Source organism: Bacillus cereus (assembly GCF_002577405.1).
Taxonomy (GTDB): domain Bacteria; phylum Bacillota; class Bacilli; order Bacillales; family Bacillaceae_G; genus Bacillus_A; species Bacillus_A cereus_AU.
Window position 1 is genome coordinate 237271 of the sequence record NZ_NULR01000013.1, and the last position, 26583, is coordinate 263853.

Below are 26583 nucleotides of genomic sequence, written 5' to 3' on the forward strand. Positions count from 1 at the left end.
AAGAGGAGGGAAAAGATTGATTAATTTTAACTTTTTTATGAATGATGTTGTCCGCCAAGCGCGTGAAGAGATTGTCTCTGCTGGATATACAGAATTGACGACGCCAGAAGCAGTAGAAGAAGCGTTTAAAAGAAATGGAACAACACTTGTAATGGTAAACTCTGTATGTGGTTGTGCAGGTGGTATTGCTCGTCCTGCTGCTGCGCATTCCGTACATTATGATAAACGTCCTAACCATCTTGTAACGGTGTTTGCAGGCCAAGATAAAGAAGCGACAGCAAGAGCACGTGAGTATTTCGAAGGATATCCACCTTCCTCTCCATCATTCGCTTTATTAAAAGATGGGAAAATTGTAACGATGGTAGAACGCCATGAAATTGAAGGTCATGAACCGATGCAAGTCATTGCGAAACTACAATCGTATTTCGAAGAGAATTGTGAAGAACTATAAATAAGTGAAAAGGCGGTATGCCCACGAATAAGTGGGTGTACCGCCTTTTTTATTTATTATTCAAAATGATGAAATATACAGAAGGATTGCGATTTATGCATTATTTTATGCATTTAAAACAGGATATTTAAGGTAATTTTATTTATTTTTATTTTATATATTGCATAAAAATTAAACTACTGATACAATACAAACATCGAATAAATATTCTAATTAACTTTTAAATATACATCATTAGGGGGAAGAAAGATGAAGAAGTTTTTATCAATATCGTTTGCACTTATTTTAATTGTAAGTATGTTCAGTGCTTGTAGTAATGGGAAAGAAAAGGCTACTGAAAAAAATGAAAAAGTACTTGTTATGGGTACTTCAGCGGACTATAAACCTTATGAATATGTGGAAGCGTCAAAAAGTGATGAAATTATCGGCTTTGATGTTGATGTTGCTAAATATATCGGAAAAGAACTTGGTTATGAAGTGAAAGTGAAAGATATGGATTTTGGTGGTTTATTAGCATCTCTTAGCTCAGGAAAAGTTGATTTCGTAATGGCAGGTATGACACCAACTGCAGAGCGTAAAAATAATGTTGATTTCACAGATATATATTTTGTTGCGAAAAATATGATTGTTTCTAAAAAAGATTCTAACATTAACTCAGTAGAAGATTTAAAAGGGAAAAAGGTAGGGGTACAAACAGGATCTATTCAAGAAGAGAAAGCGGCAGAATTTAAAAAACAAGTCGATTTCAAAGTTGAGGGACGTGACCGTATACCAGAAATCGTACAAGAAATTCAAGCGGGTCGTTTTGACGCTGCAATTATAGAAGACACAGTTGCTAGAAATTATTTAGAGAAAATGAAAGACTTACAAGGAATTGAAATTAAAGAAGCACCAGAAGAAGTGGGATCTGCAATTGCCCTTCCAAAAAACAGCGATAAAACAGCTGAATTTAATAAAGTGATTAAAAAAATGCAAGAAAATGGAGAAATGGATAAATTAGTGAAGAAATGGTTTGGCAGCTCAAAATAAGCTGCCTTTCACTTTTCAGTGAGGGGAATGAACAGAATGAACTTAGATTTTTCGGCAATTACGCCTTCCATACCATATATATTAAGAGGCCTAGAAGTTACTTTGAAAATTGTAGCGGCATCAGCTTTGGCAGGATTTATTTTAGGAACGTTATTAGCGCTTTGTAAAATTGCTAGAATACGAGCATTAAATATTGCAGCAGATATTTATACATCAATATTTCGTGGTACACCACTTGTATTGCAATTAATGATTATTTATTTCGGTGTTCCGCAAATGATTGGATATGAAATACCAGCCTTTTTAGCAGCTGTACTTGCATTTAGTTTAAATTCAGGTGCATATATGTCAGAAGTAATTCGTGCCGGCATTCAAGCGGTTGATAAAGGACAAACAGAAGCGGCTATGGCTTTAGGGGTTCCTTACGGAAAAATGATGAGAAATATTATTTTTCCTCAAGCTTTAAAAAATATATTACCAGCGCTTGTAAACGAGTTTGCGACTCTTACGAAAGAATCCGCTGTAGTAACTGTAATTGGAGCGACAGATTTAATGCGTCGTGCTTACATTGTAGGCGGTGAAACGTTTAAATATCTTGAGCCATTACTATTTGTTGGACTGATTTATTATATGCTAGTCATTATTCTTACATTAGTCGGGAAAGCCATTGAAGGGAGAATGAAAAAAAGTGATTAAAATTGAAAACCTTCATAAGTCATTTGGGAAAAATGAAGTATTAAAAGGAATTACGACAACGCTTGAAAAAGGAGAAGTTGTTGCAATTATCGGGCCATCGGGATCAGGGAAATCAACATTTTTACGTTGTATGAATATGTTAGAAGCACCGACAAATGGTCACATTTGGATTGGAACGGAAGAAGTAACGAATCCGAAAACGAATATCATGCATGTTCGTGAAAATGTCGGAATGGTATTTCAGCATTTTCACCTATTCCCTCATATGACGGTATTAGAAAATATTACGTATGCTCCTATTCATGTAAAAGGAGTAACGAAGCAAGAAGCGGAAAAGAAAGCAGAGAAACTTTTAGAAAAAGTAGGATTATTAGATAAAAAAGATACGTATCCGAATCGCCTTTCAGGAGGACAAAAGCAACGTGTAGCAATTGCAAGAGCGCTAGCGATGGAACCGGAAGTTATGTTATTTGATGAACCAACATCTGCGCTAGATCCAGAAATGGTGAAAGAAGTATTAGAAGTTATGAAATCATTAGTTACGACAGGAATGACGATGGCAATCGTTACACACGAAATGGGATTTGCAAAAGAAGTGGCAGATCGTGTTCTTTTCTTAGACGGAGGAAAACTTGTAGAAGATAGTCCGCCAGCAGAATTTTTTGCAGCACCGAAGAGTGAACGTGCGCAACAATTTTTACAAAAGATATTGTAATATGAAAAGGTTATGTGAATAATAAGTAGAAAAGGATGACATTGTGTCATCCTTTTTTTATACTAACTTTAAATACATTTATACATATAGGAGCAATGATATGTTTAAAATTGGATATCGTACAGTCAAAACAGCGCTTGGAACAGGGGCAGCGGTTTTTCTTGCTCAGTTATTAGGATTAGAATTTTATAGTTCAGCGGGTATTTTAGTTATATTATGTGTACAAAATACGAAGCGTAAATCACTTCAAGTATCGTTACATCGTTTTTTAGCTTGTGTATTATCAATGGTATTCGCGTTTTGTATTTTTGAAACAATTGGTTATACACCACTTGCGATTAGTGTATTATTACTTACATTTATCCCGACTGCAGTTATGTTTAAAATTCAAGAAGGGATTGTCACGAGCTCAGTTATTGTCATGCATCTATATTCATTGAAACACATTACATGGCTTATAGTTGGAAATGAAATTGCTATATTAACGATAGGGATTAGCGTGGCGCTATTAGTGAATATGTATATGCCAAGTAGTGAAAATAAGCTAAGAGAGTATCAGGATACAATAGAAAGTAATTTTAAAACAATTTTGTTTGAAATGGTTGTTTATTTGCGAAATAGAGAAAGTAGTTGGAGTGGGGCAGAACTCATCGAAACCGAGAACATGCTAAATGAAGCAAGAGATTTATCGTTTAAGAAACTTGAGAATGCATTTATGCGAGAAGATGACTATTACTATCGTTATTTCAATATGCGCATGCAACAATTTGAAATTTTGGAGCGGATGATACCATTAGCTGCGTCATTATCTTGGACGTATGAACAAGCTGATATGATTGCAGACGTAATTGAAAATATAGGGAATTCTATTCGTCCTGAAAGTACAGGGGTCATTTCGTTAAGACAACTGCAAGAAATGCGAGAAGTATTTAGAGAAATGCCTTTACCAGTCACACGAGAAGAATTTGAAATACGTGCAAAACTCGTTCAACTTGTTTATGAGATGGAGCAATATTTACTCATTAAAAGTCGTTTTAAGGGAAAGGATAATATAAAAGAACTTATATAGAAGGTAGGAATTATGTATGCCGTATCTTCTTTCTTTATTATTATGTCTTTCTTTATCACCGATTTGGCCTCTTGGTGATAATCCACGTGCCGGTGATCCTTTCATTATTGTAAATAAAGCGACGAATAAACTAGCTTATATTGACGATGGAAAGATTCAAAAGGTTTTTCCAGTAGCTACGGGGAAAACGAATGAATTAACCCCAGAAGGAACTTTTGATATTGTAATGAAAGCGAAGGATCCGTATTATATTGCAAAGGATATTCCGGGGGGATCCCCTAAAAATCCACTTGGATCAAGGTGGATGGGATTTAATGCAAGAGAAACTGATGGGAGTAAATATGGAATACATGGAACAAACCAACCTAGTTCAATTGGAAAGTATATTTCACAAGGGTGTATAAGAATGAAGAAAAACGATGTGGAATATTTATTTGATCGTATTCCAATTGGAACGAAAGTATGGATTGTGAAATCAAAAAAATCCTTTCAGCAATTGGCAAAAGAAAAAGGTGCCATTGCATATGAAAAGGCCAACGAAAAGGTTGGCTTTTTCTTTTATTATAAGTTGTCTTGACATGTGTACATAAGCATGCGTTAATGAAGATATAGAAAGATAAAAAAAGAAAAAGGGGTTGCTCATATGTATTTGAATCCAAAAATCTCGTATATGCAGTTTTTTATTGGTTTTCTATTTGTGATTACATTCATATTGGCAACTTTTAATATATGTTCTTATGTTGTAGCAATTGTATTGATGGCACTGCTTAACCTTACATTTGTTATTGGTGCATTTCAGCAGAAACAGTATACAAGTTTTGTAATAGCATTAGTAATGGCATTTTCCTTTAGTATTGTAGCGATTATGATTTATATAAAATAAACCATCTCGATTTCGAGATGGTTTATTTTATGATGTGTAAAAAGTAGAAAAAGGACGAGTGAGTCGTCCTTTTTACCAAAACATACTTGCGCCAGTAAGTAGTGTTGTTACAAGTATAGAAATTAGCATTATATAAACCATAATTTTTTGAGCTTTTTTATGCATCGTTAAACCTCCTTGCAAATCAGTACCATTTCATTGTAACGAGAAATGAAATTATGGACAAGGGGAGAGCAAGGACAAAATTCGGGAAGGGGTTGCAAAATATAACAGGAAATTTGCGTATGAGTAGAGAATATATTAAAAGATAGATGGTTAATTTTTTTATGCAAGCTGAAGAATGGAGATACGATGATGAAAATATATGAAACAAATCGTTTACATTTAAGGGAAATTGATGAGTCGTATGCGGAAAAAGTTCTTCAATATTACGACAGAAATCGTGAGTTTTTAAAAGCTTGGGAAGAGTATAGGCCGGAGGATTTTTTTACATTAGATTATCAAAAGAAAAGGTTACAAAAGGATAGAAAAGAGTTTGCAGAAGGAAAGATTATTAGGCTATGGATTTTTAAAAAGGGTGATGATACGAAAATAATCGGATGTATTTCATTTAATTTAATCGTTCGTGGTATTTATCAATCTTGTGTACTCAGTTACAAATTAGATAAAGAAGAGTTGAATAAAGGATATACGACAGAAGCGCTTAGAAAAGCAATTCAAGTTGCTTTTGAGGAATCTCATTTACATCGTATAGAAGCGCCGATCATGCCACGTAATTTAGCATCTATACAAGTAGTGACGAAGATAGGCTTTCAATACGAGGGAGTATCTAGGAAGATGTTAATGGTAAATGGCGTGTGGGAAGATCATATGCGCTGGGTATTGTTAAATGAGTAATAGGAAGCAGATGGTTATCTAGACATATAAACCATCTGTTTTTTGTCTTGTATTTCGAAACTTTTGCGAAATTCTGTTATAATTAGTAGTGTTACATACATAATGGTAGTGCAGGAGGCGCAGTCTTATGATTAATCAAGAACGTTTAGTAAATGAATTTATGGAATTAGTACAAGTAGATTCTGAAACGAAATTTGAAGCAGAAATCTGCAAAGTATTAACAGAGAAATTTACAGCTTTAGGTGTAGAAGTATTTGAAGATGACACAATGGCTGTAACTGGTCATGGTGCAGGTAACTTAATTTGTACTTTACCAGCAACAAAAGATGGTGTTGATACAATTTACTTTACTTCTCATATGGATACAGTAGTTCCTGGTAATGGCATTAAGCCTTCTATTAAAGATGGATATATCGTATCAGATGGTACTACAATTTTAGGTGCGGATGATAAAGCGGGATTAGCATCAATGTTTGAAGCAATTCGCGTGTTAAAAGAGAAAAACATCCCTCATGGTAAAATTGAATTTATTATTACAGTTGGAGAAGAATCAGGTCTTGTTGGTGCAAAAGCGTTAGACCGTGAGCGTATTACAGCGAAATATGGTTACGCATTAGATAGCGATGGAAAAGTTGGTGAAATCGTTGTTGCAGCTCCAACACAAGCGAAAGTGAACGCAATTATTCGCGGGAAAACAGCTCACGCTGGTGTAGCACCGGAAAAAGGTGTATCGGCAATTACTATCGCTGCGAAAGCAATTGCAAAGATGCCACTTGGTCGTATTGATTCTGAAACGACTGCAAATATTGGCCGTTTTGAAGGTGGTACACAAACGAATATCGTTTGCGATCACGTACAAATCTTTGCAGAAGCTCGTTCTTTAATTAATGAGAAAATGGAAGTACAAGTTGCGAAAATGAAAGAAGCATTTGAAACAACTGCAAAAGAAATGGGCGGTCAAGCAGACGTTGAAGTAAACGTTATGTACCCAGGTTTTAAATTTGCTGATGGCGATCATGTTGTAGAAGTTGCAAAACGTGCAGCTGAAAAAATTGGTCGTACACCTTCTCTACACCAAAGTGGTGGCGGAAGTGATGCAAACGTAATTGCAGGACATGGTATTCCAACAGTGAACTTAGCAGTTGGTTATGAAGAAATTCATACAACAAACGAGAAGATTCCTGTTGAAGAGTTAGCAAAAACAGCAGAATTAGTTGTTGCGATTATTGAAGAAGTAGCGAAGTAAGTAATAAAGTAAAAAAGACGTGTGAACCAATTATGGTTTACATGTCTTTTTTTATTTTGATTCAATTGCTTTTACAAGACGTATAAGCCAATATAAGAAAATCCATGGCAATATATAAGTTGTTACTATATGAACTAGGCGAGGGAAGAATCCAGCTACGTTAATATCAAAAATAGGAAGTAATAAATAATTGATTACGATGATTAATATAATTATAAGAAACGTATAGTTGAGTTTGTTAGTTGATTTCATAATAATCAGCCCCTTTTACAAATATATCCACTTTATATAAATTGTAGCAAAAGTATGATAGAAAAGAACTATTAATTATTATAACTATTGTGCAAAATTTGATATAATAAAAGAACGAACGTTCTGATTAGGGAGTGAGTACTATGCGAGAAATGTATCCAAAAAATGGTCGTGTAATTTTGCATGTAGATATGAATTGTTTTTTCGCATCTGTTGAGATTGCTCATGACCCATCATTACAAGGAAAACCACTAGCGGTTGCAGGAAATGAAAAAGAGAGAAAAGGAATTATCATAACATGTAGTTATGAGGCGCGAGAATATGGTGTACGTACGACGATGCCTCTTTGGGAAGCGAAAAGGTTATGTCCACAATTAGTTGTAAGGCGTCCTAATTTTACATTATATCGCGAAGCTTCATTTCAAATGTTTCAAATACTTTCCCGTTTTACAGAAAAAATACAACCAGTTTCTATAGATGAAGGATATTTAGATATTACAGATTGCTACGCACTTGGTTCGCCTCTTGAAATAGCAAAGATGATTCAACAAGCACTATTAACAGAGTTACAGCTTCCATGTAGTATTGGAATCGCTCCAAACCTTTTCCTAGCAAAAACGGCTTCTGATATGAAAAAACCTCTTGGCATTACTGTACTTCGAAAACGTGATATCCCAGAAATGATTTGGCCACTTCCAGTTGAAGCAATGCATGGAATTGGACAGAAGACAGCTGAAAAATTAAATGACATTCATATACTGACAATTGAACAGTTAGCAAAAGGAGACGAGCATATCATCCGTGCTAAAATTGGAAAGCATGGAGTTGATTTACAAAGGCGTGCAAAAGGCATGGATGATAGGGAAGTTGATCCGAGTCAAATGGGACAACATAAAAGCGTTGGTAATTCGACGACTTTTTCAAAGGATATGGATGAAGAGAAAGAATTACTTGATATGTTAGAACGTTTATCAAAATCAGTGAGTAAAAGATTACGAAAGCGAACTCTTGTCAGCTATAATATTCAAATTACGATTAAATACCATGATAGACGGACGGTAACACGGAGTAAGCAATTGAAAAATGCGATTTGGGAAGAACGAGATATTTTTCAAGCAGCCTCCCGTTTATGGAAGCAACATTGGGATGGTGATTCCGTTCGTTTACTAGGTGTTACAGCTACTGAAATAGAGTGGAAGACAGAATCGGTGAAACAATTAGATTTGTTTTCGTTTGAAGAGGATGCAAAAAAAGAACCGCTACTTGCTGTCATTGATCAAATTAATGATAAGTATGGAATACCACTTCTGCAACGCGGTAGCCAATTATTGCGTAAACAAGAAAAGTCGTTTCAACAAAAATTAGAAAATAAGTTTATGTAGAAGGAGGTATGGATTTAAACCCTTCTTTTTTAGATGGAAGAGAGGATCCGGCCATGCGTAGAAGCGGGCAAATCCTTTTTGGGGGCCATGCCAAGTTAAAACAAAAAGATCGAACGAGTATGGATATAAATAAAAAGCACTGATTACAGTGCTTTTTATTATAGATTATGAAATTGTAGGATTTGCAAAAATAACAATCTCTGAACTATTTGTTGTTGAAACGCGTTGTGCGTAATATGTTAAAGCGGAAGAAATATATGTTGGCAACGTCTCATTTGTATGTGATGTTGTATATTCATGAATTAATTCTTTTAAAGTCGTCCATTCTAGTTGTGCTGGGTGATCAGAAACGAAAGAACTTACCCAGCGATCAAATGGAGATGAAAAATCAGTTTGTAAACGAAATACTTCTTTCATAATAAAATGCTCCTTTAAATGTGGTACAATCATTTTAACACAAAATACGAACGATTGATAAAATTTCGATTGTAACGTTCGTGTTATATAGTTGTCTAGATGATTGATTATATAAATTCAATTTGCCATTTGAAATAACATTCCGTAAGATGAAAGATAGATTATATAAAGAGCTGGAGGAAAGAAAGTGGAATTTGTATTTTTAGGAACTGGTGCAGGTGTTCCTTCAAAAGGAAGGAATGTTTCAGCAATTGCTTTGCAATTGTTAGAAGAACGAGGACAGACTTGGTTATTTGACTGTGGTGAAGCGACGCAACATCAAATATTACATACGTCTGTACGTCCGCGCCGTATTGAAAAAATATTTATTACGCATTTACATGGCGATCATATTTTTGGATTACCTGGTTTATTGGGCAGCCGTTCGTTTCAAGGTGGAATAACACCGTTAACAGTGTACGGACCAAAAGGAATTAAACAATTTATTGAAGTAGCATTATCGGTAAGTACGACACATGTCAAATATCCACTTGAAGTTGTTGAGATAGAGGAAGAAGGCATCGTGTTTGAAGATAATGAGTTCTATGTGGAAACGAAAAGACTTTCACATGGCATTGAATGTTTTGGATATCGTATTGTAGAGAAAGATATACAAGGAGCACTTTTAGTCGATAAGCTGTTAGAAATGGGTGTGAAACCGGGTCCGATTTTCAAACGTTTAAAAGATGGAGAAGTAGTTGAGTTAGAGAATGGTACAATGCTAAATGGAAAAGATTTTATCGGTCCGCCTCAAAAAGGGAGAATTATTACCATTTTAGGTGATACACGATACTGCGAAGCGAGTAGAGAGCTAGCACAAGACGCCGATGTACTTGTTCATGAGGCAACTTTTGCGGCAGAAGACGAACAACAAGCGTATGATTATTTCCATTCCACATCTAAGCAAGCTGCGAGTATTGCACTTCAAGCAAATGCGAAACGATTAATATTGACTCATATTAGTTCTCGTTATCAAGGAGATACATATAAGGAACTATTGGAAGAAGCAAGGGAGTTATTTTCTAATACGGAAATAGCAACGGATTTGAAATCATTTCCAGTATAAAAATAATAATTTCGTAAAAAAATGGTGACATCGGTTTACCATTTTTTTATTTCTAAAAAAAATTTAAAATAAAACTGTTATCATTTTATACTTATACTTGGATGATACAGAAATTTATAATGGTTTGAGGATATAAGATAAAAATACATTATAACGATTATGTAGAAAAACTGTTATATAAGAAGATGTACGTACAAGTGATACAAAGAAGAAAAGAAGACTTTTATTCAGAAACTTTAAAATTCAATAAAAGTAAGCGTTTAATAAAAAACGAGCTATAATGAGGGCACATTATAATTTACATCATACGTGTTAGCCATTTTTTGTAGCAAGCGAAATTGACTAAATAGTGAGAGAGCAACATGGAGATTATTATAAGGAAAGATATTACTATTATTTGTACTATACCTTTTTTCACTCTTTATTTTTAAAGCGCAAACGATATGAAAGCGATAGGATCTTTAGCAAGTGTAGCTGTTGCAAGTTTCTTAGTAGAAGCTTTTCAATTATACGTTGGTGGAGATTTAATTGGTATACCATTCTTTAAAAGAAGTCGAAAAATCAGTAGGTAGTCTAAGCGGAGTAGTGGGGGTAACTTTAGTTACATTAGTAATGGGTGTATCACCTTTTTATGCTATGCTTGTAGGGGCTTCTGTGTTAAACTTTGGATTGCTACCAGGATTTATTGCTGGTATTTTATATCATTTTAAATGAAAGTAATGCTATATTTCTTACGTACTATGGTATCTAGTATTATTTCAGGATATATTGGTTCACTTTTATTCAAAAACTATCCAATTCGTACAGCGGAGCAAATTCGTGGTACGGCTGGAAAAGCAACAGATGCGGTAGCTTAATAGAATAGTAGAAAATAATTTTCATAGAGGTTTAGGGGGAGTTATAATGAAGTATCGCTCGGTATTTGATATTATTGGTCCAGTTATGATTGGTCCATCAAGTTCTCATACAGCAGGGGCAGCAAGAATGGGGCAAGTTGCTCGCCAGCTGTTTCGTCATGAGCCAGAGAGAGTTAGCATTTCATTATACGGATCATTTGCAAAAACGTATCGTGGGCACGGTACGGATGTAGCGTTAATTGGTGGAATACTTGGATTTGAAACGGATGATTTACGTATTCCAAGCGCTTTAGACATTGCAAAAGAACGCGGAATTGAAGTGGAATTCATTGAAGAAGATGCAAATGCTCCGCACCCGAATACAGCGAAAATTCGTCTGTATAAAGGTGAAGAGGAAATCGAAGTTGTTGCATGTTCTATTGGTGGTGGTAAGATCGAGGTTGTAGAGTTAAACGGCTTTGATCTGCAATTATCAGGAACGAGTCCAGCACTTCTTATTGTAAATAACGATCGCTTTGGTGCTATTGCAGCAGTAGCTTCAATCCTTGCGAAACATGAGATTAACATTAGTACAATGAGTGTTTCTCGTAAAGAAAAAGGAAGAAGAGCACTTATGGTCATCGAAACAGATGAATTGTTAGCAGATGAAGTGATTAAAGAGATAAATGAGCAACAAAATATTTGTCAAGTAACTATTATGGAATAATTGCAGGGGGGACACACCATGTTTCGGAACGCAGCGGAACTAGTGGCGCAAGCTAAAGAACAAAATGTAAAAATCGCAGAAATTATGATTCAATGTGAAATGGAAACAAGAAGTATTTCACGTGAAGAAGTAATTGCTGGTATGGAAAAGAACTTAGTTGTGATGGAGCAAGCAGTAGAACGTGGTATTCGCGGTGTGAAATCACCGACTGGTTTAACTGGTGGAGATGCTGTAAAAGTTCAAGCGTATATGAAGAGTGGAAAAGGTTTATCTGGGGATACGATTTTGGACGCAGTGAGTAAAGCTGTTGCAACAAATGAAGTAAACGCAGCGATGGGAATTATTTGTGCAACACCAACAGCAGGTTCTGCTGGAACAGTGCCAGGTGTACTGTTTGCACTGAAAGAAAAATTACAGCCTACACGTGAAGAGATGATTGAATTTTTATTTACAGCAGGAGCCTTCGGTATGGTTGTTGCGAATAACGCTTGTATTTCTGGTGCAGCGGGAGGATGCCAAGCTGAAGTTGGTTCAGCAAGTGGGATGGCAGCCGCAGCCGCAGTTGAGATGGCTGGTGGAACACAAGATCAAGCAGCTACAGCGATGGCGATTTCATTAAAGAACATGCTTGGTTTAGTATGCGATCCTGTTGCAGGCCTTGTAGAAGTACCTTGTGTAAAACGTAATGCAGCGGGCGCTTCCAATGCTATGATTTCAGCTGATTTAGCATTAGCTGGTGTAACGAGTACAATTCCATGTGATGAAGTAATTGAGGCAATGTTTAGAATCGGACAAACGATGCCAGTAGCACTTCGTGAAACAGCTGAAGGTGGACTTGCAGCAACACCGACAGGTCGTCGTCTGCAAGAAGAGATTTTTGGGAAGAGTAATAACTAAAAGCATATGATCAAAATAAAAACGGAGCTCAAATAAAGTTGAGCTCCGTTTTTTATTTTTCTTTTGCTATTGTTTCTAATGTTTTTCCAAGATCATGTGATCGTTGCGTTGCTTGTGTAATACATGAAATTAATGCTTGTTGAAAATTATGCTCCTGTAACACTTCAATACCTGCTTCAGTTGTTCCCCCGGGAGAAGTAATTTCTTTTCGCAAAATAGAAGGGTGTTTTTCGCTTGCTTTTAGCATTTCAGCAGCACCAATCATCGTCTGAAGAATAAGGGATTTTGCAACATCTTCTTTTAAACCAATTTTTTTTGCTGCTTCTTCCATCGCCTCTACTACGTAATAAATATAAGCTGGTCCACTTCCGGATAATGCAGTGACAGCATGCATATCTTCTTCCTCTACAACAGAGACGAGACCGATTGTTTCAAATAACGATGTTGCAATGCGAATATGTTCCGCCGTTGCGTGTTCTGAAGGTGAGATAGCGGTAGCGGATTTTAAAATAGCCGCAGATGTATTTGGCATCGCACGAATAATTGGAACGTCTTTTTGAAGTAGGTTTCTAATTGAATGAGTAGAAACACCTGCTAATAACGAGATAATAAGCAAATTAGGCTCCGTATATTCTTTCAGCGGGATAATTGCTTCTGCAACATCTTTTGGTTTCATTGCTAGAAAAAGAATATTTGCATTAGCAAGTAGTTCTTTTTTGTTATGCGTACCTTTAACACCGTACTTTTTATGTAGTTCCTTTAATCTTGTTTCGTTAGAACGATTACTTACGGTAATTTGTTCGCCTTTAACAACATTTGCTTGTACCAAGCCACCAATAATCGCTTCGGCGATGGAGCCTGCACCGAGAAAGGAAATATTTTGAATAGACATGATGTTCCTCCTTAAAATTTGGTTAGAAATTCTTATAAATGTACATACATTCGTTTTTTTATAGAAAACACCTCTTTTTATCTGAAAATAATGACAAATTAATAAGGAAGTTGTAAACTGAAGAGGTATTCATTTTTGAACCGGAAAGAGACAGGGGGGCTAGGCATGACGGCGATTCACCGAATGGAGATTCCTGTACCATTTGCAGTTGAGACAGTGAATGTGTTTTTAGTTGAGGGGGAGACATTAACGCTAATTGATACAGGGACGAATACAGAAGGAGCAAGGAGTGCGTTAGAAAGCCAATTAGGTGCATTAGGATATACGATTGAAGATATTAAAACGGTAGTGATTACACATCATCATGCGGATCATTGTGGGCTGTTAAATATATTCTCTGAGAAAACAAATATTATTGGACACCCTTGGAATGAGCCTTGGATCACACAAAATCCACAATTTTTAAAGTGGTATCATGAGTTTTTTAAAGAGACAGCCTTGCAGTTCGGCGTTCCAGCGGCATTTTTGAAAGATGAGGAATTATTGACGACAAAGACACTAAAATATTCTTGTAATAGATCGTTAACGCATACTGTGAGAGAGGGAGATTGTATTGATTCTCTGCCTGGGTTTACAGTAATTGAAACACCAGGTCATGCTTCTACTCATATTTCTTTATATAGAGAATCTGATGGAATATTAATTGGTGGTGATGCTCTCATTAGTCATATTTCTTCGAATCCAATCTTAGAACCACCATATGAAGGGCAAACAGAAAGGGCACGTCCATTACTACAATATAATCAAACGTTAAAACGTTTAAGTGAAATGAATATTTCACGTATTTTATCAGGACATGGGGAAGATGTTCTAAATGTGAAACAACTTATTGAAACGAGGTTACAAAAGCAAGAAACACGTGCGTTTAAAGTGCTTGAGTTATTGAAGGAAAAACCAATGACAGCATTTGAGGTCTGTGTAAAACTATTCCCGGTATTATATAAGGAGCAATTGCCACTTACTATCTCAGAAACTGTTGGACAATTAGACTTTTTAGCATATAATCAACAAGTGATGATTGATGAGTCTTCGCAACAATTGATTTATTATGCAAAGTAGGTGACAGCAATGACGGGACGTTTACAAGAAAAAGTAATCGTCATTACAGGTGCTTCTAGTGGAATTGGAGAGCAAGTTGCAATGCAAGTTGCAGAGCAAGGGGCAACTCCAGTAATAATAGCTCGAACGGAAGAAAAACTACGAGCATTAGCAAAAAAAATTAAAGAAACTTATAATACGCCTTGCTACTACTATGTATTGGATGTAAGTAATGAGGCGGAAGTACAAACTGTGTTCGCAAAGGTATTACAAGAAGTGGGACGTATTGATATATTAGTAAACAATGCGGGATTTGGTATTTTTAAAACATTTGAAGATGCATCAATGAACGAGGTAAAGGATATGTTCCAAGTAAATGTATTCGGTTTAGTAGCTTGTACGAAAGCGGTATTACCTTATATGGTAAAAAGGAACGAAGGGCATATTATTAATATCGCTTCGCTTGCTGGAAAAATTGCAACTCCGAAATCGAGTGCTTATGCAGCAACGAAACATGCCGTATTAGGATTTACGAATAGTTTACGTATGGAATTATCGAATACAGATGTTTATGTAACAGCAATTAATCCAGGTCCGATAGATACGAACTTTTTTGAAATAGCCGATCAATCAGGTACATATGTAAAAAATATGGGACGTTACATGTTAAAACCAACATATGTAGCAGAACAAATCGTAAAATCGATGCAAACGAAAAAACGTGAAGTAAACTTGCCGAAGTGGATGGGAATTGGGCCAAAGCTCTACGCATTATTCCCAGGTTTATTTGAACGTGTTGCAGGCAAATCATTAAGTAAAAAATAGGAGATTTCCATGTGGAAATCTCCTATTTTTTTATTTTCCAGTCACATAATCGTAAACGATATCCTCAACTGCCTCGTATACATCAATTTCAGTATTTGAATGAATTATCGTTTGAATATGTTTAATTAGCATTTCCTGATCTTCTTTTGACACAGGATTACATTGATATTGCCGAAAACTTTTTGTAATCATTTTCTCGATTAATTTTTCATTCATGTTTTTCCCCGCCTGTATGTATACATGTATTGTTTTATTGTACTTGAAGTGTAATGGAAATACTACTATACATTATTTTTGCATAAAAATTCGATTGTGTATATTATTTTTCTAGTAAAATTAAGAATTTTAAGTTTTAAAAATTTATAAATATTTAATTGACTCTATAAATATACAATATTATAATCATACTTAATTTAAAGAATCGATATGAGGAGGAGCTTATGAAAGTCGCAATTATTGGAGCAACTGGATATGGAGGAATTGAGTTAATTCGGTTATTAGAGCAACATCCGTATTTTTCGATAGCATCTCTCCATTCTTTTTCGCAAGTTGGCGAGTGTATAACAAATGTATACCCGCATTTTCGAAATGTTTTCGTACATACATTACAAGAAATTGATGTAAAGGCAATAGAGAAGGAAGCGGAAATCGTATTTTTAGCGACCCCGGCAGGAGTATCGGCAGAGTTAACTCCAAAATTATTGGCAGTAGGTTTAAAAGTAATTGATCTATCTGGAGACTTTCGCATGATAGATCCTTCGACATATGAACAGTGGTATAAAAGGGTAGCTGCAAAAGAAGAAGTTCTTAGGGAAGCTGTATATGGATTAAGTGAATGGAAAAGGTCCGAGATTCAAAATGCAAATTTAATTGCAAACCCAGGATGTTTTGCTACAGCCGCATTATTAGCGATAGCGCCGTTAGTACGTAGCGGCATGATCGAAGAAGATTCCGTTATTATTGATGCGAAATCAGGGGTATCTGGAGCAGGCAAAACGCCAACAACAATGACTCACTTTCCTGAGCTATATGATAACTTACACATTTATAAAGTAAATCAACATCAGCACATTCCCGAGATTGAGCAAATGCTTACAGAGTGGAATAGTGAAATGAAACCAATTACATTTAGTACACATTTAATACCGATATCGCGGGGGATTATGATTACGCTTTATGCGAAAGTGAAACAGGAAATGAAAATAAAGCAACTTCAAACTTTTTATGAAGAAACGTATGAACATTCAGCTTTCGTTCGAGTTCGCGCTCAAGGAGAATTTCCAAGTCCGAAAGAAGTAAGAGGCTCAAATTATTGTGATATTGGGATAGCTTACGATGAAAGAACAGAAAGAGTCACGGTCGTTTCTGTTATAGATAATATGATGAAAGGTGCAGCTGGGCAAGCGATTCAAAATGCAAATGTATTAGCGGGATTGGAAGAGACAACAGGTTTACAACATATGCCGCTTTATCCATAAGGGGGACATTATGATTAAAGTATCGTCTATTACAAAATTAGAAAATGGTTCAATTGTAACGCCGAAAGGATTTTCAGCAATTGGTACTGCAAATGGTCTGAAAAAAGAGAAAAAGGATTTAGGTGCAATCGTTTGTGAAGTACCAGCAGCATGTGCCGCTGTGTATACAACAAATCAAATACAAGCAGCTCCCCTGCAAGTAACGAAAGAAAGTATAGCAGCCGAGGGGAAATTACAAGCAATTATCGTCAATAGCGGAAATGCAAATGCTTGTACGGGAATGAAGGGGCTACAAGATGCATACGAGATGCGCGGATTAGGAGCAGAACATCTTGGTGTGAAAGAAAATTACGTCGCGGTAGCTTCAACAGGTGTAATTGGTGTCCCTTTACCGATGGATATAATTCGGCATGGAGTTGAAACTCTTATACCAACAAAAAACGTAAGTGGGGCACGTTCTTTTTCTGAAGCGATTTTAACGACGGATCTTATAACGAAAGCCACTTGCTATGAGTTCATCATTGATGGAAAAGAAGTGACCATTGCTGGTGTCGCTAAAGGCTCAGGGATGATCCATCCGAATATGGCAACGATGCTTAGTTTTATTACAACAGATGTCAATATAGAGCATGAAGTATTGCAAACAGCATTATCACAAGTTACGAATCATACATTTAATCAAATTACGGTAGACGGGGATACTTCTACAAATGATATGGTCATTGTTATGGCAAGTGGATTGTCAGAAACGAACACGATGAGTATGGAACATAAAGAATGGGGAACTTTCGTATTTGCTTTACAGAAGGTATGTGAAGATTTAGCAAAAAAAATTGCGCAAGATGGTGAAGGGGCTACGAAGTTAATAGAAGTAAACGTGTTAGGGGCTCGAACAAATGAAGAAGCAAAGAAAATTGCAAAACAAATAGTCGGTTCAAGTCTTGTGAAAACAGCGATATACGGTGAGGATCCAAATTGGGGGCGAATTATTAGTAGTATTGGACAAAGTGAAGTAGCTATTAATCCCAATACAATTGGTATGACTCTGCAATCTATCGCTGTGTTAAAAAACAGTGAGCCTCAAATGTTTTCTGAAGAGGAAATGAAAAGGAGATTACAAGAACATGAAATAGTCATTGATGTGTATTTACATTTAGGAGAAGAAACGGGATCAGCTTGGGGCTGTGATTTAAGTTATGACTATGTGAAAATAAACGCTTGTTATCGTACATAAGGAGAGAGCAGATGAGCGAATATATTGTAGTTAAATGCGGCGGTAGTATGTTGGATCAGTTAAATCATGTGTTTTTTGATTGTATAAAGAAATTGCAACAGAAGTATAAGGTAGTGATTGTCCATGGCGGTGGTCCAGAAATTGATGCCAAATTAAAAGACTATAATATCAAAGTAGAAAAAAGAAATGGATTACGAGTAACACCAAAAGAAGTTATGGATGTTGTTCAAATGGTGCTATGCGGAAGTATAAATAAAAAGTGTGTCATGAATTTACAAAAACATAATTTACTTGCGGTAGGTCTTGCAGGGTGTGATGGTAATTTACTTCAAGTCCAACCTGTTGGCGGAGAGATAGGATATGTAGGAGAAGTAAGTTATGTAGAAACAGTCTTATTAAAAAGATTAATAGATATGAACTATATTCCTGTTATTGCTCCGGTCGGGATAAATGATAATGAGATTTATAACATAAATGCGGATACCGCTGCAGCTGGAATTGCGGCCGCACTATCTGCAAAAGAACTCATTTTTATTACAGATGTAGATGGGGTATTACATGAAGGGAAATTGATAAAGAAAACGGATGAATCTGAAATTGTTACTTTTATAGAAAAAGGTGTCATTACAGGTGGGATGATTCCGAAAGTACAGGCGGCACTTACATCATTAAAAATGGGAGTGCAAAAGGTTAGTATCGTAAATGGTAAGAAGGATTTTACCGAGGTTACAGGTGGATTTATCGGAACGACGGTAACGAAAGGAGTGAGTATTGTATGACAAGTCATCTTTTTCAAACGTATGGAAGACGGAACATTGAGTTTGTAAAGGCTAATGGAACGAAAGTCATTGATAAAAATGGTAAGCAATATTTAGACTTTACTTCTGGTATTGGAGTATGTAACTTAGGACATTGTCATCCTACTGTTATGAAGGCGGTACAAGATCAACTTGGTGATATATGGCATATCTCTAACCTATTTACAAATACCTTACAAGAAGAAGTCGCTTCGTTATTAACAGAAGATATAGCATTAGATTATGTGTTTTTTTGTAATAGCGGGGCAGAGGCAAATGAAGCAGCTTTAAAGTTAGCACGCAAGCATACTGGAAAATCTCTCGTCATAACATGTGAGCAATCTTTTCACGGTAGAACCTTTGGAACGATGAGTGCAACAGGCCAAGATAAAGTGAAAGAGGGATTTGGTCCACTACTTCCGTCTTTTTTACATATCCCTTTTAACGATATTAAGGTATTAGAGGAAGTAATGAATGAAGAAGTTGCGGCGATAATGGTAGAAGTTGTTCAAGGAGAGGGAGGAGTCATACCTGCTGATCTATCTTTTTTGAAAGCGATTGAAACATTATGTAATAAGTTCGGTTCCTTATTTATTATAGACGAAGTACAAACAGGAATTGGAAGAACAGGGACATTATTTGCTTATGAACAAATGGGAATAAATCCTCATATCGTTACTACCGCTAAGGCTCTTGGAAATGGCATTCCTGTTGGAGCGATGATCGGCCAGAAAGAACTCGGAACATCGTTTACTGCAGGATCACACGGTTCAACGTTTGGTGGAAATTATATTGCAATGGCTGCAGCGAAAGAAGTATTGCAAGTAAGTAAGAAACCATCATTTTTAAAAGAAGTAAAGGAAAAGGGCGAGTACGTATTAGAGAAGTTGCGAGAGGAATTACGACATGTCGACTGTATTCAAAATATACGTGGTAAGGGGCTTATGATTGGGATTGAGTGTAAGCATGAAGTTGCAAGTTTTATAGAACAACTAGAAAAAGAAGGACTTCTCGTATTACAAGCAGGTCCTAATGTTATAAGACTATTACCACCACTTATTGTAACGAATGAAGAGCTAGAGCAGGCAGTATATATGATAAAAAAAGTAGTTTGTACAAAAAACGTATCAATCATATAAGGGGGAAGTTTCATGTCAACTGTACAAGTACCGAAATTAAATACGAAAGATCTTTTAACACTAGAAGAACTGACGCAAGAAGAAATCATTTCTTTAATTGAGTTTGCTATATATTTAAAAAAGAATAAGCAGGAGCCTTTACTACAAGGCAAAATATTAGGGCTTATTTTTGATAAGCATTCAACTCGTACTCGCGTTTCTTTTGAAGCAGGAATGGTACAGCTCGGAGGACATGGAATGTTTTTAAGTGGGAAAGAAATGCAAATTGGAAGAGGGGAGACTGTTTCAGACACTGCAAAAGTATTATCCCATTATATTGATGGGATAATGATACGTACATTCTCACACGCGGATGTAGAAGAGCTTGCAAAAGAATCAAGCATTCCTGTTATTAATGGATTAACGGATGATCATCACCCTTGTCAAGCATTGGCAGATTTAATGACAATATATGAAGAAGTGAATACATTTAAAGGAATTAAATTGGCGTACGTAGGTGATGGGAATAATGTATGTCATTCATTGTTGTTAGCGAGTGCAAAAGTCGGAATGAATATGGCAGTTGCCACTCCCGTAGGATATGAACCGAATGAGGAAATTGTTAAAAAAGCATTAGCCATTGCTGAGGAAACAGGAGCTGAAATTGAAATTTTGCATAGTCCTGAATTAGCGGTACGTGAAGCAGATTTCATTTATACGGACGTTTGGATGAGTATGGGGCAAGAGGGAGAAGAAGTGAAATATACTTTATTTCAACCTTACCAAATCAATAAAGAACTTGTTATGCATGCGAAGCAAACATATCGTTTCTTACACTGTTTACCTGCCCATCGTGAAGAGGAAGTAACAGGAGAAATTATAGATGGACCGCAGTCTATCGTTTTTGAGCAAGCTGGTAATCGATTGCATGCGCAAAAATCATTATTAGTAAGTTTATTTAAAAATGTAGAAGAGCCTTCCTAAATGATGTGCACCCCACTTGTTAGACACGAATAACAAGTGGCGGTGTATTTTTTTATGGTTAAATTCTAGCGGGAAGAAAAAGTGAATTCAATAAAAAGATATTACCTTGAGTATACACTGAATGTACTTAATTTTTTGTCTAACCTTTTTGTGCCTAGTTCACCAGGAAGGCTCTTTCCTTTACTTCACATACAACATAGGCTTCGTTTGCTGTTAAGCAGGTTTTATGTTATATAAAGACTTTTGGTTGGTCTGAAATTTCTGTATTTACATTTTTTCTTTTTATCTCATAATTTTAATTGGGAGAGGGAGGAAAAAAATGGTTCAAATTAAAGTGACACCTGAAATGCTAGAAGAAGTTGCGAATCGTGCAAGTAATACCCGAATCGCATTAGAATCTATACATAATAATTTATGTAATGAAATAGATCAATTGTGTTTTCAGTGGATTGGTGCCTCTAATCAACAGTTCATTCAAATGTTCAATGATGCGAGACCAAAAGCTTTTACATCTATTCATTCACTTGTAAAAGTAGAAGAAGATTTGAAACGAATTGCTGAAAAATTCCGCAATGCAGATAATCAAGATGTTACAATGGAACAAGGGGCGATGTGTGGACCACTATCATCAGAAAAAGAGGATTTTGATGGTGAAAAACTTGCTAGGGATATAGTGGGTGAAATAAGTGGTGAGTATGATATTCGTCGTGCTTGGGATGGGATTGATCCATCTACTGGCGAAAAACTATCTACTTTGGATAGAGTATTTGCAGGAGGAATGGCAGTAGCAGGGCTTACCCCCTTTGGAAAGATAGCTAAAGTAGGAAAAGATTATCTTGAAGCATCTAAACAATTAGAAAGTGATATAGAAAAAATGACATCTGAAGGATTTTCTAAAGAAAAAATAGCTGAACATGTTGTAGAAGCACGTAATCAGCAAAAAAATGCAGCAAGGGAAAATATGACTGTTGAGGAGAGAGCCGGTTTAGAGGAAAGAAATATAAAAAAATACGGTAATCCAATAGGACCAACAGCTGAGAGTATGTTTAATAAGATAAAAGATTCGTACATTGATAAAGGAATTTATGAATCCGATGAACAAGTATTGGAAATTATAATTCAAAAATCAATGCAAAAAGATGATGTAATAAATACACTATTAGGATTAAAGCATTAGGAGGAGCAACTTATGATAATAATGAATAATTACTCTAAGACAAGGACGTATATTATATTAGAGCCTAGCGGATATTCAATAGTTGAAAAAAATAAAGTACAGTTGGTTAGACAAGGCGTCGGAGGATTTAGTGAAGATGGACAGGTAGTTGGTATTTATGTTAAAGATAACAAACTATTTTTTTTCTACAATGGAAAATCATTTGAAACATCTATAGAAAATCTAATTTGTATAAATAGTTATGTTTCAAAATTGAAAAGATGTTTTAGTGTAACAATAGGAGGACAAAATATCTGTAATATAGTTTATGAGCCTTTTATTGATCCAGGAATGATTTATTATGATGCAGACCCTGAAGAGTTTGATGTATTGCTATACTTAAGTGAATTATTGAAGAATAAGGATTCTATTAAGAGATTTATGAACGGGATGGAAATGATTAAAAAGCAGAATAAAGGCTAGTGTTTTAGAAAAAGAAATAAGTGTTTGAAAGTAAGTACTTTATGATGGTTGTACCATCATGAAGTACTGTGTGCAATTCTAGAATAGAAAACGAGGTACGGGCTTAGGTGAGAGGGGCAATTCCGAAAGGAAAATGCTCTTTTTTTCGTTCTTTTATCACGGTTAATAGCATTGAATGGTACGAAAGATATCAACTATACGACTCAATTCCCTGATGGGAAATTGGCTAAAATAAAAAATAGTACAATATTTCCAGGAAGTTGGAGTGATACAAAGATTTTAGGTAGTATAACTGATATAGGTAACTCTTCTCCGTCAAGTATTAGAGGAAGAGTTGGAGCAACTTTTCATAGGGAAAGTATTGACGTCGTAGAAATTGATGTAATAAAAATAGGTGACAATGTGGTTAGTGGATAGCCAACAGGTCAAATAAATGCACCATTACCAGGTGGATTTATCAAATAGAGGAGGAACATATATGTATGAAAAAGTAGATGCAGTATTATCTGAAAATAGCTCAGATAACTACTTCTATGATGATGAATTTATGTATGTACAAAAATTGATAAGTGAATTTGCTGAAAATGATTGGGATAAATTGCTTCAAAATTTAAAGGACAGAGATGACAAATATAAAATTAGATTAGTATATTGTATAGATGAAGATACTGGGATGAATGGATTCAATTTATTGCTAGATTTACTCAATACGAATGATGAATTAGCTGAATATGTAATAGACTCTTTGCGTTCTTTTAACAATAAAGAATATAAAAAAATAATCGCTTCCAACAAGCAAATAATGGATAAGGCAGAGAATCTACTGAAAAAATCGAGTCTGCTAGTTAAGAGAATTTTAGAAGCATTTTTACAACAAAATACACAGTCTTAGTATTTATATCTTTAGAAACAGAATTGTTTAAACTAAATAAAAACGAACTCTATTATTCGAATGGCGTCAACTAATAGTGGATTGACTAGTAAGAATCACCTGCCACCATTAAAACTATTTAGTTCGAGATGGTGTAATAGAGAACTTGATTCATTTTTTTCAAAAGAAGAAAAATCGCAAATAGAAAAGTTATACAATTTGCGGTTTTCTCAATGACACTTAGATTTAACTTCTAAAGATAGCACAGGATGTTCAATTGTTGAATATGCTAGAAAATTCCTATTGAGATCAAGTTTAATTGAAAGGATGGGAAAATATGAATCAAAAAGAACCTATTGAATTTATTAAAAAAGCTGGGGCCTGTATTGTTTCAAAAAATATAATTAATGAAACAGGAAAATTGAAATGGATATTGAGAGAGCAATCAATAGATGCAGTAGATAATGGTTGGAGGTTTTTTTCGGAAATTGATGATGATGATTATATTAATAATCCTGAAAATTTAGTATTATGTGATTTTAATACTGTAGCAAATATTGAACCGGCCATTTTGGGAATATACGAACTACCGATCGGTAGTGATTTACAATTAGTTTGTGAAAATGGAAAAATAAAATTTGTTGATAATTTAACTGGTAAAGAAGTTTGATAATCATTACTTATTTTTTAATGCAATCTAAGTGGTAGTTTGGTGTGAGTATGAATGTGGGGCAACCTCATTCTGAAACTGGTGGGAGAAATCGTGAAACATATACATATGGTCTATCAGGAGAAAATCGAAGAAGTATTTAAACTTTAGCTCATGATAGTTTGGCTGCTCGAAGAATTTATATAAAAGATGGTTTATATACTGAGGAGATAAGAGAAGGTTTACGAGGAGTTATAAAAAGAAACAAAGAGCTATATCCGCATTTATTTGATAAATAAAACATGAAAATAAACATGACATTTATAGTGGTTACTGGAGTTTTGAAAATGGAGCAATCGAAAAAATTTAAAAATTAGATGACTCAACTTTGAAAGATACTTCATGCTCCCCTTATGATATGGTGCATTACCAAGAAAAATAAATGTAAGAATCCACAGTGATAAACTTTTACACTGTGGATTTTTGAATTTGTGTTTAAGTACCTACTAAGGGTACGGGTAAAACTGGTGTTTTAGCATCAACAGGAAGAGTATCAACTAAAGGTAAATTAAGACAAGAAGCTTCACGTGCGGCAAGATTAGAAGGTAAGCGAGCTGCTGATAATGGAGAAGCATACAAGGGACATGTTGGTCATGTTCCTGATACAACTTGGATGGGGAAACCGGATCCTCATAGTTGGTTAGACCTTGACCCAAAAGTTAATATGAGCATAGGTGGGCAGGTTAATAAATATCCAATTGGTTATAAACCTACAAAATTTAAGTTTGTAGAGGAGGAGTAGACGATGAATAATCGGAAAGATAAGATAGCTACAATGATTTTAGTGAAGCAGGAGCTAATGAAACAAGATGTAGAAAAAATATGGCCACACCATTTTCCAGAGGTGGGAGCAAATGAAAAATCTATTTGCACTATTGAACAAGAATTGGGATATAAACTTGATTTAATGTATCGAGAATTTCTTCAATATGCCAATGGATGGGCAGGCTTTTATCAAACAGTGGATTTATTTGGTACGGAGCAATTAAAGGAATCGGCTATAATGGATTATGCTCAGGTACTATTAGAAGCTATAGATGATGTTGTTTTAGAAGAAAGCGGTGTTTTAAGACATGAGCTACTACCAATAGCAGTTTCGGAATTTGATAGGGATTTATTTGTTTTATGTTTACCTAATTCTTCTAGACCAGGAGAGATAATTTGGTTTGCTGGTGAAGAAATAGATAGATTTGAGAATTTTGACGAGTACTTTTTAGCAATGATCGATTATAATAGAGAAGAGATATTAGCTTTAAAGGGGTAGTTTATGCAATCATATTTTTTAAGTGTATGTTAATGTACAGCTATAAAAACATAAATACTAATACAGCTAAAGCAAAATATATTTGAAGTGAACAGAAAAGAAAATAGATATTAATTGTCAAGATGTACAAGTTTTAAGGTTACGATAAAATCTAGTGCAACTTAAAAACAATATGAGCTGAAAGTACTTGATTGTCGATTAAAGACAACAAGTGCTTTTTCGTCTTGATATAAAAATAAATGACATCGGACAAACATTAGGAGAATAAATAAGAAAAAAGCCGCCCAACTAAAGTGTACCTCAAATTTTTAGACACGAATAACAATTTGAGGTGCACTTTTTTATATTGAAATGTCATATGTATATTTAGTTAAACATTTTGATATCATTTATAATAAAAGAGAAAACTAAATTTGTTTTTCAGAGTGTGTAAGGACATACTACATATAAAAATATAGTTAAAGAGATGATGAATTTGAAAACAACTAAGAAAGCACATTCGTTTTTTCATCGAATGTGGAGAATATTAAAGTTTCAATATTATAAGTTGCTTCGATCACCAGAAGGAGCAAAGAAAGTATCGTTAGGTTTTGCTATTGGATTCGGTTTAGAAATGTTGGTGATTTATACAGCATCGCTCGTATATTTAATATTTTATCCGATCGTCAGGTTAGCAAAAGGATCGTTTCCAGCTGCAGTTATTGGCAATATTATTGGGAAAATATCGTTTCTCCCGGTATTTTTATTTCCATTTGCTTACGCGTTAGGGAAAGTGATTTATCCATTTCATGTAAAGAAAATACATCATGAACCATTCACGATATCAGATTTGTTTTCCAGCCATATTTTCACGATGTTAAAGAGTTTATTACAGAGTGAAGTGTATGTATTGATTGGTATGACGATAATAGGAGTGGTGTTTGGGGTAATTTCATATTTCGTTGTGCATTATTTATATGAAAAGAATCGTAAGTTACGTTTGAAGAAAAGAAAAAAACGAGTGAGAGAACCACTTGTACAAATATAAAGAATGTCACATTCATTTTCTCCTGTGAATATGTTTAAGAAAAAG

At 35.2% G+C, this 26583-nt stretch carries 34 protein-coding genes and 1 pseudogene; 30 read left to right on the plus strand and 5 right to left on the minus strand.

The genetic code is table 11. The annotated features are described in order from the left end of the window. Window positions 1-37: 37 nt before the first annotated feature. The 7 genes from COC96_RS17080 (at window position 38) to COC96_RS17115 (ending at window position 4843) form a co-directional block, all read left to right on the plus strand. Entirely contained in the window at window positions 38-451 is a 414-nt protein-coding gene (locus COC96_RS17080; protein WP_001979317.1) for a BrxA/BrxB family bacilliredoxin, read from the plus strand. A 249-nt stretch (window positions 452-700) separates the two neighbouring features. Next, window positions 701-1480 carry a transporter substrate-binding domain-containing protein gene (locus COC96_RS17090; protein ID WP_098769083.1) on the plus strand — a complete coding sequence of 260 codons (780 nt, stop codon included), beginning with the start codon at window positions 701-703 and terminating at the stop codon, window positions 1478-1480. Window positions 1481-1516: 36 nt separating this feature from the next. Next, window positions 1517-2176: an amino acid ABC transporter permease gene (locus tag COC96_RS17095; RefSeq protein WP_098268047.1), complete on the plus strand. Its 660-nt coding sequence runs from the start codon at window positions 1517-1519 to the stop codon at window positions 2174-2176. Continuing rightward, entirely contained in the window at window positions 2169-2891 is a 723-nt protein-coding gene (locus COC96_RS17100) for an amino acid ABC transporter ATP-binding protein (protein ID WP_098268046.1), read from the plus strand. The genes COC96_RS17095 and COC96_RS17100 overlap by 8 nt, the downstream gene beginning before the upstream one ends. A 100-nt stretch (window positions 2892-2991) precedes the next feature. Continuing rightward, window positions 2992-3960, plus strand: a complete 969-nt coding sequence (locus tag COC96_RS17105; RefSeq protein ID WP_098268045.1) for an aromatic acid exporter family protein — start codon at window positions 2992-2994, stop codon at window positions 3958-3960. 16 nt (window positions 3961-3976) lie between these two features. Next, window positions 3977-4537 (plus strand): L,D-transpeptidase, encoded by a 561-nt coding sequence (locus COC96_RS17110; RefSeq protein WP_097902600.1) that lies wholly within the window; start codon window positions 3977-3979, stop codon window positions 4535-4537. 66 nt (window positions 4538-4603) lie between these two features. Continuing rightward, entirely contained in the window at window positions 4604-4843 is a 240-nt protein-coding gene (locus COC96_RS17115; RefSeq protein WP_098268044.1) for a DUF3894 domain-containing protein, read from the plus strand. 72 nt (window positions 4844-4915) lie between these two features. On the opposite strand, the gene prli42 is transcribed toward COC96_RS17115, so the two are convergent. Then, window positions 4916-5008, minus strand: a complete 93-nt coding sequence (gene prli42 / locus COC96_RS27600; RefSeq protein WP_150985251.1) for a stressosome-associated protein Prli42 — start codon at window positions 5006-5008, stop codon at window positions 4916-4918. A 186-nt stretch (window positions 5009-5194) separates the two neighbouring features. Here prli42 and COC96_RS17125 point away from each other — a divergent pair, with 186 nt between their 5' ends. Together COC96_RS17125 and COC96_RS17130 are read left to right on the plus strand one after the other, a co-directional pair. Continuing rightward, window positions 5195-5740: a GNAT family N-acetyltransferase gene (locus COC96_RS17125; protein ID WP_141535932.1), complete on the plus strand. Its 546-nt coding sequence runs from the start codon at window positions 5195-5197 to the stop codon at window positions 5738-5740. Window positions 5741-5867: 127 nt separating this feature from the next. After that, window positions 5868-6986 (plus strand): tripeptidase T, encoded by a 1119-nt coding sequence (locus COC96_RS17130; protein ID WP_088231011.1) that lies wholly within the window; start codon window positions 5868-5870, stop codon window positions 6984-6986. Window positions 6987-7037: 51 nt separating this feature from the next. Here COC96_RS17130 and COC96_RS17135 read toward each other — a convergent pair whose 3' ends face one another. Further along, entirely contained in the window at window positions 7038-7238 is a 201-nt protein-coding gene (locus tag COC96_RS17135) for a hypothetical protein (protein ID WP_098769084.1), read from the minus strand. A gap of 143 nt (window positions 7239-7381) precedes the next feature. Here COC96_RS17135 and COC96_RS17140 point away from each other — a divergent pair, with 143 nt between their 5' ends. Further along, the gene (locus COC96_RS17140; protein ID WP_098268041.1) at window positions 7382-8620 is read left to right on the plus strand and encodes a DNA polymerase IV; all 1239 of its coding nucleotides are present in this window, start codon (window positions 7382-7384) and stop codon (window positions 8618-8620) included. Between the two features lie 165 nt (window positions 8621-8785). Here COC96_RS17140 and COC96_RS17145 read toward each other — a convergent pair whose 3' ends face one another. Then, window positions 8786-9037 (minus strand): DUF3932 family protein, encoded by a 252-nt coding sequence (locus COC96_RS17145; RefSeq protein ID WP_098268040.1) that lies wholly within the window; start codon window positions 9035-9037, stop codon window positions 8786-8788. A 187-nt stretch (window positions 9038-9224) separates the two neighbouring features. On the opposite strand from COC96_RS17145, the gene rnz reads away from it, so the two are divergent. The 5 genes from rnz to sdaAA all read left to right on the plus strand — a co-directional run bounded on the left by rnz (window position 9225) and on the right by sdaAA (window position 12602). Further along, entirely contained in the window at window positions 9225-10142 is a 918-nt protein-coding gene (gene rnz / locus COC96_RS17150; protein ID WP_098268039.1) for a ribonuclease Z, read from the plus strand. 528 nt (window positions 10143-10670) lie between these two features. Next, window positions 10671-10856, plus strand: a complete 186-nt coding sequence (locus tag COC96_RS28080) for a hypothetical protein (RefSeq protein ID WP_225316001.1) — start codon at window positions 10671-10673, stop codon at window positions 10854-10856. A gap of 5 nt (window positions 10857-10861) precedes the next feature. After that, complete coding sequence (locus COC96_RS28085) at window positions 10862-10999, plus strand: hypothetical protein (protein ID WP_179883838.1); 138 nt, start codon at window positions 10862-10864, stop codon at window positions 10997-10999. 46 nt (window positions 11000-11045) lie between these two features. Then, window positions 11046-11705: an L-serine ammonia-lyase, iron-sulfur-dependent subunit beta gene (gene sdaAB / locus COC96_RS17160; RefSeq protein ID WP_098268038.1), complete on the plus strand. Its 660-nt coding sequence runs from the start codon at window positions 11046-11048 to the stop codon at window positions 11703-11705. A gap of 18 nt (window positions 11706-11723) precedes the next feature. Continuing rightward, entirely contained in the window at window positions 11724-12602 is an 879-nt protein-coding gene (gene sdaAA / locus COC96_RS17165) for an L-serine ammonia-lyase, iron-sulfur-dependent, subunit alpha (protein WP_098769085.1), read from the plus strand. A gap of 52 nt (window positions 12603-12654) precedes the next feature. Here sdaAA and proI read toward each other — a convergent pair whose 3' ends face one another. After that, window positions 12655-13494, minus strand: a complete 840-nt coding sequence (gene proI / locus COC96_RS17170; RefSeq protein ID WP_098769086.1) for a pyrroline-5-carboxylate reductase ProI — start codon at window positions 13492-13494, stop codon at window positions 12655-12657. A gap of 165 nt (window positions 13495-13659) precedes the next feature. On the opposite strand from proI, the gene COC96_RS17175 reads away from it, so the two are divergent. Beyond that, window positions 13660-14613, plus strand: coding sequence for an MBL fold metallo-hydrolase (locus COC96_RS17175; RefSeq protein ID WP_098268035.1), 954 nt, complete (start codon window positions 13660-13662; stop codon window positions 14611-14613). A gap of 9 nt (window positions 14614-14622) precedes the next feature. Next, window positions 14623-15417 carry an SDR family oxidoreductase gene (locus COC96_RS17180; protein ID WP_098268034.1) on the plus strand — a complete coding sequence of 265 codons (795 nt, stop codon included), beginning with the start codon at window positions 14623-14625 and terminating at the stop codon, window positions 15415-15417. A 30-nt stretch (window positions 15418-15447) separates the two neighbouring features. On the opposite strand, the gene COC96_RS17185 is transcribed toward COC96_RS17180, so the two are convergent. Next, entirely contained in the window at window positions 15448-15633 is a 186-nt protein-coding gene (locus COC96_RS17185) for a YqzH family protein (protein WP_002145860.1), read from the minus strand. A gap of 224 nt (window positions 15634-15857) precedes the next feature. Here COC96_RS17185 and argC point away from each other — a divergent pair, with 224 nt between their 5' ends. The 13 genes and pseudogenes from argC (at window position 15858) to COC96_RS17245 (ending at window position 26538) form a co-directional block, all read left to right on the plus strand. Further along, a complete protein-coding gene (argC, locus tag COC96_RS17190; protein WP_098268033.1) occupies window positions 15858-16895 on the plus strand; it encodes an N-acetyl-gamma-glutamyl-phosphate reductase in 1038 nt (345 codons plus the stop codon). Between the two features lie 10 nt (window positions 16896-16905). Then, window positions 16906-18129, plus strand: coding sequence for a bifunctional glutamate N-acetyltransferase/amino-acid acetyltransferase ArgJ (gene argJ / locus COC96_RS17195; protein ID WP_142340013.1), 1224 nt, complete (start codon window positions 16906-16908; stop codon window positions 18127-18129). Window positions 18130-18140: 11 nt separating this feature from the next. Further along, the gene (gene argB, locus COC96_RS17200; protein ID WP_098268031.1) at window positions 18141-18908 is read left to right on the plus strand and encodes an acetylglutamate kinase; all 768 of its coding nucleotides are present in this window, start codon (window positions 18141-18143) and stop codon (window positions 18906-18908) included. Beyond that, window positions 18905-20065 (plus strand): acetylornithine transaminase, encoded by a 1161-nt coding sequence (locus COC96_RS17205; protein ID WP_098268030.1) that lies wholly within the window; start codon window positions 18905-18907, stop codon window positions 20063-20065. The genes argB and COC96_RS17205 overlap by 4 nt, the downstream gene beginning before the upstream one ends. Before the next feature lie 12 nt (window positions 20066-20077). Further along, complete coding sequence (argF, locus tag COC96_RS17210) at window positions 20078-21028, plus strand: ornithine carbamoyltransferase (RefSeq protein WP_098769088.1); 951 nt, start codon at window positions 20078-20080, stop codon at window positions 21026-21028. 319 nt (window positions 21029-21347) lie between these two features. Then, complete coding sequence (locus COC96_RS17215) at window positions 21348-22205, plus strand: WXG100 family type VII secretion target (RefSeq protein WP_098769089.1); 858 nt, start codon at window positions 21348-21350, stop codon at window positions 22203-22205. Window positions 22206-22217: 12 nt separating this feature from the next. Then, complete coding sequence (locus COC96_RS17220; protein WP_098268028.1) at window positions 22218-22667, plus strand: hypothetical protein; 450 nt, start codon at window positions 22218-22220, stop codon at window positions 22665-22667. Window positions 22668-22838: 171 nt separating this feature from the next. Next, entirely contained in the window at window positions 22839-23084 is a 246-nt protein-coding gene (locus COC96_RS17225; RefSeq protein WP_225316002.1) for an EndoU domain-containing protein, read from the plus strand. 61 nt (window positions 23085-23145) lie between these two features. Then, on the plus strand, window positions 23146-23559 hold the full coding sequence (locus COC96_RS17230; RefSeq protein ID WP_098268026.1) for a hypothetical protein: 414 nt from the start codon (window positions 23146-23148) through the stop codon (window positions 23557-23559). Between the two features lie 316 nt (window positions 23560-23875). Beyond that, complete coding sequence (locus COC96_RS17235) at window positions 23876-24208, plus strand: DUF2185 domain-containing protein (RefSeq protein ID WP_098769090.1); 333 nt, start codon at window positions 23876-23878, stop codon at window positions 24206-24208. 280 nt (window positions 24209-24488) lie between these two features. After that, window positions 24489-24629 (plus strand): annotated as a pseudogene (locus COC96_RS28090) (PoNe immunity protein domain-containing protein); the annotation flags it as partial. 363 nt (window positions 24630-24992) lie between these two features. Beyond that, window positions 24993-25511 (plus strand): SMI1/KNR4 family protein, encoded by a 519-nt coding sequence (locus COC96_RS17240; protein ID WP_098268024.1) that lies wholly within the window; start codon window positions 24993-24995, stop codon window positions 25509-25511. 475 nt (window positions 25512-25986) lie between these two features. Beyond that, a complete protein-coding gene (locus COC96_RS17245; protein ID WP_098268023.1) occupies window positions 25987-26538 on the plus strand; it encodes a DUF2062 domain-containing protein in 552 nt (183 codons plus the stop codon). Window positions 26539-26583: the final 45 nt, after the last annotated feature.

Coding starts and splice junctions, on each gene's coding strand:
- COC96_RS17080 (WP_001979317.1), top strand. CDS start 38: ATGAATGATGTTGTCCGCCAAGCGCGTGAAGAGATTGTCTCTGCTGGA.
- COC96_RS17090 (WP_098769083.1), top strand. CDS start 701: ATGAAGAAGTTTTTATCAATATCGTTTGCACTTATTTTAATTGTAAGT.
- COC96_RS17095 (WP_098268047.1), top strand. CDS start 1,517: ATGAACTTAGATTTTTCGGCAATTACGCCTTCCATACCATATATATTA.
- COC96_RS17105 (WP_098268045.1), top strand. CDS start 2,992: ATGTTTAAAATTGGATATCGTACAGTCAAAACAGCGCTTGGAACAGGG.
- COC96_RS17110 (WP_097902600.1), top strand. CDS start 3,977: ATGCCGTATCTTCTTTCTTTATTATTATGTCTTTCTTTATCACCGATT.
- COC96_RS17115 (WP_098268044.1), top strand. CDS start 4,604: ATGTATTTGAATCCAAAAATCTCGTATATGCAGTTTTTTATTGGTTTT.
- prli42 (WP_150985251.1), bottom strand. CDS start 5,008: ATGCATAAAAAAGCTCAAAAAATTATGGTTTATATAATGCTAATTTCT.
- COC96_RS17125 (WP_141535932.1), top strand. CDS start 5,195: ATGATGAAAATATATGAAACAAATCGTTTACATTTAAGGGAAATTGAT.
- COC96_RS17130 (WP_088231011.1), top strand. CDS start 5,868: ATGATTAATCAAGAACGTTTAGTAAATGAATTTATGGAATTAGTACAA.
- COC96_RS17135 (WP_098769084.1), bottom strand. CDS start 7,238: ATGAAATCAACTAACAAACTCAACTATACGTTTCTTATAATTATATTA.
- COC96_RS17140 (WP_098268041.1), top strand. CDS start 7,382: ATGCGAGAAATGTATCCAAAAAATGGTCGTGTAATTTTGCATGTAGAT.
- COC96_RS17145 (WP_098268040.1), bottom strand. CDS start 9,037: ATGAAAGAAGTATTTCGTTTACAAACTGATTTTTCATCTCCATTTGAT.
- COC96_RS28085 (WP_179883838.1), top strand. CDS start 10,862: ATGCTATATTTCTTACGTACTATGGTATCTAGTATTATTTCAGGATAT.
- sdaAB (WP_098268038.1), top strand. CDS start 11,046: ATGAAGTATCGCTCGGTATTTGATATTATTGGTCCAGTTATGATTGGT.
- sdaAA (WP_098769085.1), top strand. CDS start 11,724: ATGTTTCGGAACGCAGCGGAACTAGTGGCGCAAGCTAAAGAACAAAAT.
- proI (WP_098769086.1), bottom strand. CDS start 13,494: ATGTCTATTCAAAATATTTCCTTTCTCGGTGCAGGCTCCATCGCCGAA.
- COC96_RS17175 (WP_098268035.1), top strand. CDS start 13,660: ATGACGGCGATTCACCGAATGGAGATTCCTGTACCATTTGCAGTTGAG.
- COC96_RS17180 (WP_098268034.1), top strand. CDS start 14,623: ATGACGGGACGTTTACAAGAAAAAGTAATCGTCATTACAGGTGCTTCT.
- COC96_RS17185 (WP_002145860.1), bottom strand. CDS start 15,633: ATGAATGAAAAATTAATCGAGAAAATGATTACAAAAAGTTTTCGGCAA.
- argC (WP_098268033.1), top strand. CDS start 15,858: ATGAAAGTCGCAATTATTGGAGCAACTGGATATGGAGGAATTGAGTTA.
- argJ (WP_142340013.1), top strand. CDS start 16,906: ATGATTAAAGTATCGTCTATTACAAAATTAGAAAATGGTTCAATTGTA.
- argB (WP_098268031.1), top strand. CDS start 18,141: ATGAGCGAATATATTGTAGTTAAATGCGGCGGTAGTATGTTGGATCAG.
- COC96_RS17205 (WP_098268030.1), top strand. CDS start 18,905: ATGACAAGTCATCTTTTTCAAACGTATGGAAGACGGAACATTGAGTTT.
- argF (WP_098769088.1), top strand. CDS start 20,078: ATGTCAACTGTACAAGTACCGAAATTAAATACGAAAGATCTTTTAACA.
- COC96_RS17215 (WP_098769089.1), top strand. CDS start 21,348: ATGGTTCAAATTAAAGTGACACCTGAAATGCTAGAAGAAGTTGCGAAT.
- COC96_RS17220 (WP_098268028.1), top strand. CDS start 22,218: ATGATAATAATGAATAATTACTCTAAGACAAGGACGTATATTATATTA.
- COC96_RS17230 (WP_098268026.1), top strand. CDS start 23,146: ATGTATGAAAAAGTAGATGCAGTATTATCTGAAAATAGCTCAGATAAC.
- COC96_RS17235 (WP_098769090.1), top strand. CDS start 23,876: ATGAATCAAAAAGAACCTATTGAATTTATTAAAAAAGCTGGGGCCTGT.
- COC96_RS17240 (WP_098268024.1), top strand. CDS start 24,993: ATGAATAATCGGAAAGATAAGATAGCTACAATGATTTTAGTGAAGCAG.